This is a genomic window from Corynebacterium jeikeium, assembly GCA_003955985.1.
GTDB lineage: Bacteria > Actinomycetota > Actinomycetes > Mycobacteriales > Mycobacteriaceae > Corynebacterium > Corynebacterium jeikeium_D.
The window spans coordinates 199251-212057 of the sequence record CP033784.1; the positions used below are offsets into that span (position 1 = coordinate 199251).

General features: G+C 60.8%; 12 protein-coding genes and 1 tRNA gene. 8 read left to right on the forward strand and 5 right to left on the reverse strand.

Going from position 1 to position 12807, the window contains the following annotated elements:
- Positions 1-20: 20 nt before the first annotated feature.
- Positions 21-869 carry a carnitine dehydratase gene (locus EGX79_00840; protein ID AYX80858.1) on the reverse strand — a complete coding sequence of 283 codons (849 nt, stop codon included), beginning with the start codon at positions 867-869 and terminating at the stop codon, positions 21-23.
- A 9-nt stretch (positions 870-878) separates the two neighbouring features.
- On the reverse strand, positions 879-1904 hold the full coding sequence (locus EGX79_00845; protein ID AYX80859.1) for a prephenate dehydrogenase: 1026 nt from the start codon (positions 1902-1904) through the stop codon (positions 879-881).
- Positions 1905-1942: 38 nt separating this feature from the next.
- Between EGX79_00845 and EGX79_00850 the strand changes: the two genes are divergently transcribed.
- From EGX79_00850 to EGX79_00860, 3 genes are all read left to right on the forward strand, one after another.
- Positions 1943-2500 (forward strand): tRNA adenosine deaminase, encoded by a 558-nt coding sequence (locus EGX79_00850; GenBank protein ID AYX80860.1) that lies wholly within the window; start codon positions 1943-1945, stop codon positions 2498-2500.
- Between the two features lie 76 nt (positions 2501-2576).
- Complete coding sequence (locus EGX79_00855; GenBank protein AYX80861.1) at positions 2577-3020, forward strand: nucleoside deaminase; 444 nt, start codon at positions 2577-2579, stop codon at positions 3018-3020.
- 135 nt (positions 3021-3155) lie between these two features.
- Positions 3156-3344, forward strand: coding sequence for a CsbD family protein (locus tag EGX79_00860; GenBank protein AYX80862.1), 189 nt, complete (start codon positions 3156-3158; stop codon positions 3342-3344).
- 108 nt (positions 3345-3452) lie between these two features.
- On the opposite strand, the gene EGX79_00865 is transcribed toward EGX79_00860, so the two are convergent.
- Positions 3453-4433, reverse strand: coding sequence for a diaminopimelate dehydrogenase (locus EGX79_00865; protein AYX80863.1), 981 nt, complete (start codon positions 4431-4433; stop codon positions 3453-3455).
- A 234-nt stretch (positions 4434-4667) separates the two neighbouring features.
- On the opposite strand from EGX79_00865, the gene EGX79_00870 reads away from it, so the two are divergent.
- The 5 genes from EGX79_00870 (at position 4668) to EGX79_00890 (ending at position 11525) form a co-directional block, all read left to right on the forward strand.
- A tRNA-Ser gene (locus EGX79_00870) sits at positions 4668-4758 on the forward strand.
- A gap of 426 nt (positions 4759-5184) precedes the next feature.
- Complete coding sequence (locus tag EGX79_00875; GenBank protein AYX80864.1) at positions 5185-8187, forward strand: MMPL family transporter; 3003 nt, start codon at positions 5185-5187, stop codon at positions 8185-8187.
- Between the two features lie 61 nt (positions 8188-8248).
- Positions 8249-9550 carry a tRNA guanosine(34) transglycosylase Tgt gene (locus EGX79_00880; protein ID AYX80865.1) on the forward strand — a complete coding sequence of 434 codons (1302 nt, stop codon included), beginning with the start codon at positions 8249-8251 and terminating at the stop codon, positions 9548-9550.
- A 228-nt stretch (positions 9551-9778) separates the two neighbouring features.
- On the forward strand, positions 9779-10732 hold the full coding sequence (locus EGX79_00885; GenBank protein ID AYX82663.1) for an ABC transporter ATP-binding protein: 954 nt from the start codon (positions 9779-9781) through the stop codon (positions 10730-10732).
- A gap of 13 nt (positions 10733-10745) precedes the next feature.
- The gene (locus tag EGX79_00890; protein ID AYX82664.1) at positions 10746-11525 is read left to right on the forward strand and encodes an ABC transporter permease; all 780 of its coding nucleotides are present in this window, start codon (positions 10746-10748) and stop codon (positions 11523-11525) included.
- 59 nt (positions 11526-11584) lie between these two features.
- Here the strand turns inward: EGX79_00890 and EGX79_00895 are convergent, their stop codons facing one another.
- Complete coding sequence (locus EGX79_00895) at positions 11585-12361, reverse strand: VUT family protein (protein AYX80866.1); 777 nt, start codon at positions 12359-12361, stop codon at positions 11585-11587.
- Between the two features lie 114 nt (positions 12362-12475).
- On the reverse strand, positions 12476-12658 hold the full coding sequence (locus EGX79_00900; GenBank protein ID AYX80867.1) for a hypothetical protein: 183 nt from the start codon (positions 12656-12658) through the stop codon (positions 12476-12478).
- Positions 12659-12807: the final 149 nt, after the last annotated feature.

Here is a 12807-nt window from a genome sequence, read left to right on the forward strand (position 1 = left end):
CGCGGCCTTAAGTCGCCCTCTTACTCCACCGCAGCCAGCGGTAGCGCTTTTTCGCTGGCAAACTGCATTATTTCGGCATTGGTGCGCTCGCTGAGGAAGGCTGCGAGTTCCTCGCGGTTGCTCGCGCCAGTGGCCTCGGTCAGGGCGGCGGCAAAGTGCGGCTCCAGCGCTGCCACGGCCGCGTAGCCATCGGCGCTGGGGTAGAGGCCGTACGTCCACAGGCCGCCACCGAGTAGTCCGCCGGGCGCCGTCATGCCGTACTTCAGCGGCGCGGCACCGGTCTCACCAGCCTGCTTCAGGCCGATGCGGCAGTGCAGTCCAGGCTGCTTTACGACGTCCGCCCCGGCACCTGCCCGCTTAATCAACCCGGCAAGGGCAGCGGTGACCGCAAAGTGTGCGCCAAGAATGTCGCCCAACAGCACCGGGGGCATGGCCGGAGGCGTGAGGGTTCCGGCCTCTGCCTGGTAGGTCAGGTCATGGCCGGGTGTTTCTGGAGCTTCGGTATCACCGACAATGTCGATATGTACCGGCCCATTCGGGCGTTCGTGGAGACCCGCCAGCCCCATGCGTTGCAGCGCGGAGGGGCGAACCGAGGTGATGACCACATCGGCCTCATCGATCAGTGAGCTCAGCTGTGCGCGACCCTCATTGCTCTTCAGATCCGCCTGGATAATCTCGTGACCTGCGGACATAGCTTCATACCAGGAGCGGCCGAAGGAAGCGAGCGGGTCGCCTGTGGGCGGTTCGACCTTAATCACCCGGGCGCCTAGCTGGCTCAAGTGCTGAGCGGCCAGTGGTCCCGGTACGTTAATGGCGAAGTTGACGACAGTGATGTCTGCGAGGCTGGTGTGCAGCTCGGGGGAAAACATAGTTCCACACTAGAACACATCTATCTGCCCGCCGACGCTTTCGGCCAACTTCAACTGGTTGATCCAGCCGCCCTCGCCGACGCGCAGTCGGAAAATCGGGCGGTGAGCAGGACGGGCCTCGTAGCGGACACGGGCAATCTGACCGGTTTTGGCCAGGTCCATAGCGGTTCCCTCGGTGGCCAACTGGGTGCGCGCGGCGGTGAGGCGCTCGATGACGTCGTCAAGCGCGGCGAGCACGGGTTCGGTGTTGTTCTCACACCAGGACATGACCATGTCGGGAGCAGCGGCGGCGACGCGGGTGCAGTCGCGGAAAGAGCCGGCTGCAAGCGAAATGGCCAGGGGGCCACCGGCTTCACCGGCGGCGGCAATTGCGTAGGCCGCCAGGTGTGGCATGTGGGAGATGCGGGCGACGCTGGCATCGTGGTGATCGCTCAGCGCTGGAATGAGTTGACTGCCAAGAGCTGCTCCCAAGTTGGCGACCTGCGAAAAGACTTCAATCCACCGCTCCGGGACGGGCTTGCCTGCAGCGTCGGCAGCAGCTGCCAGGTCGTAGGTGATGACCCAGGGGGCGCCGTCGAAAAGCCCTTCGAGCGTGGCGGACCAGCCCGCCTGCGCGGAACCCGCCATTGGGTGCGCGCCGACGAAGCGTTCCTCCATCCCGCGAGCGGAGACCTCGACGGCGACGGCCGCCTTCACGGAGACCACATCCGTGATGCCACAGCTGGGGGCGTGCTCGTTGATCGCGTCGAGCATCGTGCCGACGACTGTCATGGGGGTGCCAATTACGATGAGCGCGCGGCTGGCCTCAGCGCGCTCGAGCGTGGCTTGAAGATCTGTACTGGCGTCGAATCCCTCCTTCGTGGCTTCCTCGACCGTCGGGGACGAGCGATTCCAACCGAAGCATTCGACGTTATGGGCCCGCAGATCGCGCATCATGGAGCCACCGATGAGGCCCAAACCGAGGATGCATACCGCGGGTAGTTGTGCAGCTGACAGGGAGGACGAAGCAGGGGAGGGGGACTCGAAATTGCTCACCTGACAAGCATGACATACAGCGACTAGCGTTGTGGGTTATGAGCACGACCTTTTCCGGAGGGTACACCTCCGATGACGACCGCTCCTTCGCGGTTGCCGTAACTATGGGGGAGCGCGGTTGGCGCGTCGTCGACCTCGGGGACGACGCCACCGATTCGCTCGCTGACGCCGCACAGGCGCTGCGCAATCTGCGTTCGGAACGCGCTGCTGTCGGAATGCTCAATATCGACGACGACTACTTCATTCTCGTGCGCCAGGGAGTTGGGTCGCTGCGCGTAGTGCTTTCCGACGCTACCGCTGCCGTGACCGATGACATTGCGGCAGATGTGTTCGACGAGCTGGATCTGGATATCCCCGACCTCGACGAGGACGAGCTCGACGATGTCGATGCCTGGGCTGAGGGGGACATGGATATCCTCGCTGACCTGGGCTGTTCGGAGGAAGCCCTGGAGTCCATCTGTGACGATCAGTCGCTGTGGGCGTCCGAGCAGCTTCTGGCCATCGCTGAGGAGTTGGGGTGTGCCGAGGAGCTAGCCGATGTCGCCGACCTGGATTACGACGGCGACGATGACGACTACGACCCCTATGACGACTAACTCTGAGAAAGGTCATTTGCACGAGAGGCCAAGCGCGCTACCCCGTCGAAAACAGGACATTCTCGACGAAGAGTGGATGCGCCTGGCTATTGCCGAAGCTGCTCACACGGCGCCCGGGGATGTGCCGGTGGGAGCTGTGGTCGTGGATGCCGAGGGCAAGGTTGTGGGCCGGGGCTCGAACCGTCGGGAAGCTGATGGTGACCCGCTTGCCCACGCCGAAGTCATTGCGTTGCGCGAGGCCACCCGCGTCGTTGGTGACGGCTGGCGGCTGGAGCAGTGCACGTTGGTCGTGACGCTGGAGCCGTGCGTGATGTGCGCCGGCGCGTGCGTCATGGGGCGCGTGGGGCGCGTGGTCTTCGGCGCGTGGTCGCCCAAGACCGGCGCGTGCGGCTCTATCGCCGATGTCATCCGCGATCCCGCCCACGCGTTCACGCCGCAGGTGCGCGGAGGTGTGCTTGCCGACGAATGCTCCGTTTACCTGCGGGAATTCTTCGAGCGGCAACGGCAGTTGGAAGCGTGAGCGGGGTCACAGTTAGGTCACAATTCCCGTCGTGGCCGTGACGAGCCTTCATTTTCACGTAACGTCGGAACTAGTGGAGCTGCTAGACGGTGGCTCTAGAGAATAGATAAGTCGTTTACATAGGAGGCTTACATAATGAGCGAGCTGCAGAACAAGGCCGACGAGTTGGGCGGCAAGGTTAAGGAAGCTGCCGGCGACGCCGTTGGCAACGAGGATCTGGCAAACCAGGGCAAGGGCGAGCAGGCTGCTTCGAAGGTCAAGCAGGGTGCTGAGGATCTGAAGGACAAGGCCACTGAGACCCTGGGCAAGCTGACTGACAAGTAAAGCGCTTAGTTCTCGGGTAGAGATAACCCCAACCGTTTCCGCTTCTGATATGCGGAGGTGGTTGGGGTTCTTTGTGTTTCGATGGCCGGCTGCCAGCGTTGGGGCTGGCTACAGCTTCTGGGCCACCAGGTCATCCAGTGGTTCGGCGGACAGTAGGTACGGGGCGATCTCGAAGACGGTACGGGCACCGGTCTCGCCGGCCTGCTTCAGGCGGTAGGCAGCGCGACCGTAGGCAACCTGGACAGCTGCGGTGAAGTCGGGGTTGCGATCCAGGTCGAGGCCGAACTCGATGACGTGACCGGAAGTACCGGCCTGGCCGCGGGTAATGACCTGGCCACCGTGCGGCATGCCCTGGTGATCGCGGTCGAACTCCTCCTCGGAGATGAAGTCCACGATGGTCTCGTAAGGGGCAAAGTAATCCGGCATGGTCACGATGGTTTCGCGGATCTGCTCCTTGAGCTTGGCGTCCTCGTCGGCGTTGCCGGTCTCTTCGGCGACGACGAAGCAGTGGCGCAGGTGGCATTCGTTGCCCTTCAGGTCTGCGCCCTCGCCCTTCTTTACGGCCTCGATAGCTTCCGGGTTCGGCTTGGTGTACTGGACACCCTTCTTCACTCCCGGCACACGACGCACGGCATCGGAGTGGCCCTGCGACAGACCCGGTCCCCAGAAGGTCATCTGGTCTGCGCCCGGCAGGATAGCAGCGCCCAGGACGCGGTTCAGGGAGAACAGGCCCGGATCCCAGCCGGTCGAGATCATGGCGATGTTGTCACCTTCGCGGGCGGCGGCGTCCATGGCCGCGCGGTGCTTCGGAATCTCGTGGTGGTTGTCGTAGGTGTCGACCGTCGTAAAGTTCTTTGCCAGCTCAGGGGCCTGCTCCGGGACATCGGTGGCCGAGCCGAGGCACACGAACAGTACGTCTACCTCATCCTTGTACTTTGCGACATCCGCCGCCGGGAGTACGCGGGCCTCAGTGTCCAGCGAATCGCGACGGGAGAAAACGCCGACGAGTTCCATGTCCGGCTGGTCAGCGATGACCTTTTCGACGCTGCGGCCCAAGTTGCCGTAGCCGATGATGGCGGAACGAATCATGAGGGAGAACCCTTTCTGTGTGGCTGTACTTCTGTGTTTAAGTTTCTAGATTTCAAGCTACAGACTATTCCTTACATATCTCAGCGGGCGTTGGCCACCCCGAATAGCGCGGTGGAGGGTTGACGGGCTTGGGGTGGCGCAGGATGTAGTGCAGCGAGAGCGGCTTGGCGAAGGCCTGGGCGCCCTGACCTGGGGATTTGGTAGATAAAGGGGCTACCTGTAACGTTTTCTAGCGGTGACGTGTCCGAGCGGCCGAAGGTGAAGCACTCGAAATGCTTTGTGCGGTAACCCCGTACCGAGGGTTCAAATCCCTCCGTCACCGCCAATAAAAACCCCGGTGGTTCCTTTAAATAGGAGCCCCGGGGGTTTTGCATTTAATCGGCCCTGATTGCCTGGGTGTGGTGGAGGTGTGGGAGGTGTCCGTCGTAAAGCGGCAAATGGTGAGGCACCCGACCTGGAGCACCTAAATCACAAAAATAACATCAGTAACACACACCCCATTGTTCACGTTTATCCGGGAAGTCCGCTACTCTTAGCAAAAGTATTTCCGGTTTTTATGTCGTGCCCGCCCCCAATGACCGCGTCAGCGCCAGAGTTGATGTTGGCCAATCCGGGGTGGTCGCTAGCATCGGAGTAGCGAAGAGGCTTCAAACTGCAGGTGAAGTCCGAGGAAGTGCTTGGTTAGCGCGAACTTGGGGAAGCTGCAGTTGGGGGCGGTCCAGGCGAATATTAGACGTAAGGGAAACTTGACATGGCAAAGGCCTTGTTCAAACTCGGCAGGTTCTCCTACCTGCATAAATGGACTGTGATCATCGCGTGGTTCCTGATTTTGGCGGGGCTGGGCGGTGCAGTTGCCGCATTCCAGAAGGGGTTCATCGACCAGTTCTCGATCCCCGGCATGCCGTCGGCAACGGCTTCGCACGTGATTGAGGAAAAGTTCCCCGATGTTCCGAACCCAATTCGAGAGCAGCGTATTTATGTTGCCTTCGAGGCCCCCGAGGGGCAGAGGCTCGATGACCCACAGAATAAAGAAGCTGTTGACCAGGTCATTAACGGCATCCGCGACAATGTCGGCCAAATCGCCGACGATTTGCAACTTCACAACCCGGTAGACCTCAATCCGAAGATGCAGGCGATGGTCAAGGAACAGGGCATGGCCGCTGGCCTGCCCAAGGATGTCGCCGAGGCCGATGCCAATGCCATGCGTACCGTGTCCGATGACGGTCGCTACGGTATTTCCACCTTCGTTTTCGATGCCAAGATGCCGCAGGACATCGAGCCGGAGAATATGCAGGCGCTTCTCGACGCCATGCAGGCTGGTCGTGACGCAGGTATCAAGGTCGAGGCCTCTGGTCCGGGCATGCAGCCCGCGATTGAGGTAGCTCCGACCTCGGAGATTATCGGTGTGACAGTGGCGTTTATCGTGCTGGTTGTCACTTTCGGATCTCTGGTGGCTTCGTTCCTGCCTATTGTGACGGCGGTAGTGGGCATCATCATCGGTGTCTTCGGTGTGACATTGATGACCGCATTCACTGACGTCAACTCGATTACCCCGGTGCTTGCCGTCATGTTCGGCCTGGCTGTCGGTATTGACTACGCACTGTTCATCCTCTCTCGCTACAGGGCAGAAAGAGCCCGAGGGATGACCAACGAAGATGCCATCGGCATGGCTACCGGTACGGCTGGCTCCGCTGTGGTTTTCGCAGGCCTCACTGTGATTGTCGCGTTGGCAGCGCTGACGGTGGCCAAGGTGCCGTTCATGTCCCTGATGGGTATTTCGGCGGCAATCACGGTGGCCTTCACAGTGCTGGTCTCTCTGACCCTGCTGCCGGCAGTTATGTCTCTGCTGGGCGACAAGGTCTTCGCTGGCCGCGTGCCTGGTGTTGCCGGCAACCCCTCGCGTAATGCGCGCAAGGGACGCCGCTCTTCCTTCTTCGGCGAGATGACGATGGGACGCCGCTGGGTCACCTTCGTCCACAAGGCTCCCGGCCTGTTCCTGGTCGGCTGTATCGTCTTGCTGTTGGCGTTGGCCTACCCGGCCATGCACTTGAAGCTGGCGCTGCCGTCGGACTCTACTGCGGCGAAGGACAGCACGAACCGCAAGGCCATCACCATGATTGAAGAGGGCTTCGGCGCGGGACGTAATTCACAGCTCATCATTATTGCCAAGTCGGATGATGTGAAGCCCGATGCGCCGGTGCTCAAACCACTTATCGAGTCCCTGAGACAGACCAACCCGGAACTCTCTGACATCGAGGCCGCCCGCAAGGCTTCCTATAGTTACGCTGTCGACCAGTTCAAATCCAACGTCGGTGTCGAGCACATCCAGATGATTGGCATGAATCATGACGGCACTGCGGTCAAGATGATTATGACCCCGAAGTCGGGTCCACTCGATCCTGCGACCAAGCAGCTGATGAACGCGGTGCGCGATCAGCAGAAGCAGATTGAGCAGACCACCGGCCTATTCACCGGTGTCACTGGTCTGGTTCCTATTGAAATTGACATCACCGACCGCCTCCAGGGCGCAATGCCGCTCTACTTGGGCGTTGTCGTGGGTCTGGCAGTGATCCTGCTGCTGATGATTTTCCGTTCCCTGATGGTGCCGTTGACTGCGGGTGTGGGCTTCTTGCTCTCTGTCGCAGCCGCATTCGGTGTCACAGTGGCATTTTTCCAGGACGGCCTCTGGGGCGTGATTAGCACTCCGGGTCCGCTGGTCAGCTTTGTGCCAATCTTCCTCATCGGCGTGACGTTCGGTTTGGCCATGGACTATCAGGTCTTCCTGGTTTCCCGCATGCGCGAGCATTACACCCACAACAAGGGTGAATCCTCGCCAGAATCGAAGTACAACGCGGTCGAAGAATCGGTCGTTGAAGGCTTTACTCTTGGCGCTCGTGTGGTCACGGCCGCTGCGATTATTATGATCTCCGTCTTCGCGGCGTTCGCCGGGCAACCCCTGGCGATCATCAAGGTATTCGGTTTCGCGCTGGGTGCCGCAGTGCTTTTCGACGCCTTCGTTATCCGCATGACCTTCATCCCGGCAGCCATGTTCCTGCTTGGCCGCGCTACTTGGTACATGCCGAAGTGGCTGGACAAGGTGTTGCCTTCTGTGGATGTCGAAGGCTCTGCCCTGGAAGAGGTTTCCGAGGAGCTGGTGGAGAAGGGCCGCCGCGAGCGTATGGCTCGCGGTGAGTCCCTGTTGCCCGAAAACGAAGGTGCTGGGCGTGGCTTTGGCGACGTTGACGCTGACGAGGACGAAGCAGACAGTGCTGCTGGTGAAGTCGGTGCTGGTGCAGCGGGCGCGGCCGCTGCAACGGGCGCAGCTGGTGGTACTGCTGTGGCTGTCGCGACCAAGAAGCGTAACCGCTGGATTCCGAAGCGGAAGAAGGCAAAGCTGAAGGAGCCCGAACCCGCTGACCAGTCCGAGCATGCCGAACAGTCCGCGCGCACTGAGCAGGCCGAACTGTCCGCTCCGACGGCGCCAGCTGAGCCAGAGCAGCCGGAGCAGCCGGAGCCGACAGAACAGCTCATGCAGTCCGCGCCAGCTGAACCAACTGACGCCCAGCCGAACCCGGAAAATGCTAAGGACATCGAGGTCCGCCCGTACTTCAGCCCGGCTCGTAAGCGGAAGAAGATTACGGTTGCGGAACTGATGAAGCGCGAAGGACTCGAAGAGGAAGCGCCACGTCGTAGCCGCGCCGTGTGGGACCCGGAAAACGCTGCCCAACCCGAGGAAAATGACAGCGCTGAGTAACTCGCGAATAGCACCCAGGTAACCTCAAGGCATTAGCACTGGACCACAACCAAGGAGCTTCATGTCGCAGTCGAGGACGACGGGCTTTGACGTCGTAAAGCAAATCGAAGGCGCGCGCGGACGTGCTGGCACCATCCACACCCCGCATGGCGATATTGCTACGCCGGCGTTCATTCCGGTCGGCACGAAGGCGAGCGTGAAGACGCTCACGCCCGAGCAGGTGCGATCCACCGGCGCGCAGGCGATGCTGTCGAATGCGTACCACCTGTACCTGCAGCCCGGCGAGGAAATCGTCGACCAGGCCGGCGGGTTGGCAAAGTTCTCCAACTGGAACGGCCCGACATTCACCGACTCCGGCGGATTCCAGGTGCTCAGCCTCGGCGCGGGCTTTAAAAAGACCCTTGCGATGGACGTCACCGGCATGCAGAAAGATGACATCGTCGCCGAGGGCAAAGAGCGCAACGCGTTCGTCGACGAGGACGGCGTGACTTTCCGCTCGCACATCGACGGCTCCGAGCACCGCTTCACGCCGGAGGTGTCCATGCGTATTCAGCACGCGCTGGGCGCCGACATCATGATGGCGTTCGACGAGCTCACCACGCTGATGAACACCCGCGGCTACCAGGAGGCATCCGTCGAGCGCACGCACCGCTGGGCGCGCCGTTGCCTGGAGGCTCACAACGAGCTGACGATTTCGCGCGGTCAGGTCGATGCGCATGTTCATTCGCTTGACGACGGCCAGTTGCCCATCCAGCAGTTATTCGGTGTCGTGCAGGGTGCGCAGTACGAAGACCTGCGCCGCAAGGCCGCCCGCGGGCTGGTGGAGCTCTCCCGCGAGTTCGAGGATGCCGGCCAGCTCGGCTTCCACGGCTATGGCATTGGTGGGGCGATTGAGAAGCAGAACCTGGGCCTGATCTGCGGTTGGGTCAACGACGAGCTTCCCGACGACCGCGCCCGCCACCTGCTGGGGATTTCCGAGCCGGACGATATTTTCGCCGCTGTCGAGGCCGGTGCCGACACCTTTGACTGCGTGGCTCCGACCAGGCTTGCCCGCCGTGGTGGTGTGTACACGCTCGATGGCCGGATGACCTTGACGAATGCCCGCTTCAAGAACGACTTCCGCCCCGTGGATGCGGAGGTGCCCTCCTACACTTCGCTGAATTATTCCCGGGCCTACCTGCATCATCTGTTGAAGGCCAAGGAGTACCTGGCTGGCACGCTGTGCACGATTCACAACCTGTTTTTCATGGTGCAGCTGGTGGAGAACATTCGCGCTGCGATCCTGGAGGACCGGTTCTTCGAGTATCGCGATGAGTTCATGGGCCGCTACTACGCCAACGGTGGTCGTGCGGTGGGGAATTAGGGGCCGGCTGGGCTGGGGCTAGGCTTCTGCCTTTTCGCACTTCACGACAGCCATGTCACCTCGTGCCATCTGTGGAGGTGGCATGAGGTGACACCAGTGGCGTGAAGTGGCAGGGAACACCCGAATCAGTCCAGTGGCGTGAAGTGGCGGCTGGGCGGGCCCGGGGGAAGCCCAAAACTAGACCTAGCTCTACTGCGCGAGGCAGTCTCAACCGGCATCATGGAGGACATGATCACGGTTGAACGACTCAGCAAGAAGTACGGTTCGAAATTAGCCGTCGATGACCTGTCCTTCACCGTTCCCGACGGTGTAGTGACAGGTTTTCTCGGCCCAAATGGCTCCGGCAAGTCCACCACCATGCGCTGCATGCTGGGCCTCGATACCCCGACCACGGGCCAGGCCTTGTTCACCGGGACGGATTCCCAGGGCAACACCTACAGCAACCAGCCCTTTTCCACGCTGAAGAATAAGCCCAGCATCGCCGGTGCAATTCTGGATGCCGGTTGGCACAACAAGGCTCGTTCGGGCCGCGCTCATCTGCGGGCCCTCGCCCGCGGCGCCGGCATCCCCGACACCCGCGTGGAAGAGTGCCTTGAGCAGGTCGGCATGACCGAGGCGGCGAAGGACAAGGTCGGCGGCTACTCGCTGGGCATGAAGCAGCGTCTGGGAGTGGCAGCGGCTCTGCTCGGCAAGCCGCAGCATCTGATTTTGGATGAGCCGGTCAACGGCCTGGACCCCGAAGGCGTCTCGTGGATGCGCCACACCATCAAGGCGCTGGCCGCACAGGGCTGCGCTGTCCTCGTGTCGTCGCACCTCCTTTCCGAGATGCAGCTCACCGCCGACCGCATCGTCGTCATCGGCCGCGGTCGCATGATCGGCGAGTACAGCATGGATGAATTCCTTTCCGACGGCACGGTCATCGAAGTTGAAGTCGATGACCCCGCTCGGCTGCTGCAGGCGTTAGGGCCGGTCGCGCGTGGGGTTGACGTCGATAAGCAATTGCGCATTCCGCTTTACGACGGCATCAGCGAGCAGCAACTCCGCCGCGACATTGCGGCCGCTGCTCTGCGTGAGGGGCTGTTGGTGACGCGGTTGCACACGAAGCGCGACAACCTGGAGGAAAAGTTCCTGGCTGCGACCCAGGAATCGCAGGAATACCGCGCGCAGGCGATTGGGCAGTAGGGGAGTGACTGAGATGAGTTTTGGAAACGCTTTGCGGTCGGAGTGGACGAAGCTAGCCAGCCTGCGTGGCACGTGGGTGTATGTGGTGTTGTTGGTGGGCTCGATAGCTGGGCCGATGGCGGCTTTCAGCATGGCGGCGGACGCTGGTGCAACCGCTGATTGGGAATTGCTGCTGTTGGGGACCGTGATCTTCAACATGATCGTGATTGCCTTTGGTGGCTCCACCCTGGCGGGTGAGTACAACGATCAGATGAATGCGCATGCGTTCTTGACGCAGGACCGAAGGAGCCTGTGGCTTTCGGCACGGATGACGCTGACCCTTGTGCTGATTGCTGTCTGTTGGGTCATTGGTGTGGCGCTTGCTTGGCTATCGGTGACGGTTTCCCCGCGCGTGGAGTTCAAGGGCGGCGACGCTGCCACGGACATGCTCGCCGGAGTGCTTGGCTTTGTAGTGTTTGGACTAATCGCGATGTCGCTGGGAGTGCTGACGCGCTCGCGCGTGGCCGCTGTCGCTATTCCGCTGGTGTGGATTCTGGTGGTGGAAAGCATGCTGGAGTTCGCGGCGCTGGCGTATGCGATTTTCCGGCCACTGTGGCTGGTCACGCCGGGTGCACGCATTCAGCAGTTGTCGACGCAATTGGGCGGTCTGATGGCAAATCCGGAGAATCCACGCATCGGGTTTGAGGCCGGCATGACGCAGCCGATGTGGTTCAACATCGTGGTGCTGGTGGCCTGGATTGTTGTGGCTGTTGGCGTTGCTCATTGGGTCAATGCCAAACGGGATGTGAAGTAAAAGCAAAAAGTGCCGCGACTACTCGCTTCTCAGGCGAGGTCGCGGCACTTTTTTCGTCGTTAAGCGGGAACGCGCGTGTCGTAGTAGCCTTCGCGGCGCTTGACCCACGCGATGACGGCGTAGGTGACTGGCATGACTACAATCTCGACGGCGGTCTTCCAGATGAAGCCGACGATGACGTAGTTGACGAAGGTACCCCAGGTATCGATGCCGATAGCGGTGGCGGCGATGGAGCAGAAGATGAGCGTATCGACGAACTCGCCAACCACAGTCGAGCCCATCAGTCGCGCCCAGAGAGCCTTTTCACCAGTGCGCTTCTTAATGGCGTTGAGCGACCAGGCGTTGAGCAGCTGACCGACGACATAACCGGCCAGACCTGCGAGAACAAGCTGCGGGACGGTGCCCAGCACAGTGGCGAAGGCTTCCTGATTCTCGTACCACGGTGCCGCCGGGAGCTTGATGGCGGCAAAGAAGCAGAGCATTGCGCCGGCGAGGATGGCGAAACCGGTCCACACGGTGCGGCGGGTGGCTTTGTAGCCATAGCACTCGGAAAGCACGTCGCCGATGACGTAGCTCAAGGGGAAGAGGAAGAAGGCACCGTCGGTGGCCAGGCCGAAGATTTCCACGCCCTTGGTGGCGGTGATGTTGGAGGCAATCAGCACGCCAATGAAAATGGCCGTGAACATCGGGTACAGCGATTTCGGTACCGGGATGTGGCGTGGCGTGTGTGCTGTGGATTCGGACTTAGTTGCGTTCTCGGGCGCGTGCGAGGTGCTCACAGCGGCAGCCTCGGCGTTGCCCGGCCCAGACTTGGGCAGGTTTTCGTTATTTGTCACGGGAGGGAATGTTACCTGCCGCTCAGGGCTCCAAGCGAGCGCCGATGAAGTCTTCGAGGTTGAATTTTTCTAGCGAGAGCCGAAATCTCCGGGGGCCAGTCTCTCTGTGAGCCGCTAGGATTTCTTCTCGTAACTAATATTTTTCATACGAATGCTGCAAATAAATAGTGCAATGCAGCTAACGATGAGAGACACTAGAGAAATTTCAGAATAGAGCAATGCCCTGTCGGCCTTTGCAGTGACAGCGGTTGTGCTCATGTGAGTAGTTTGCTGAGCAAGCTGTCCCAGCGTATACATGCCATTTGCGATACCTAGTATGCAAAGAATGCTTACCGCTATTCCTGCAGCGGAAATGAACTGTAGTGATTTTATCTGTAGATGTGGTGACATTGCTCACCTCGGAAAGATCCACTTACGAAAAGGCGGGCGCACATCATTCCAGGTTG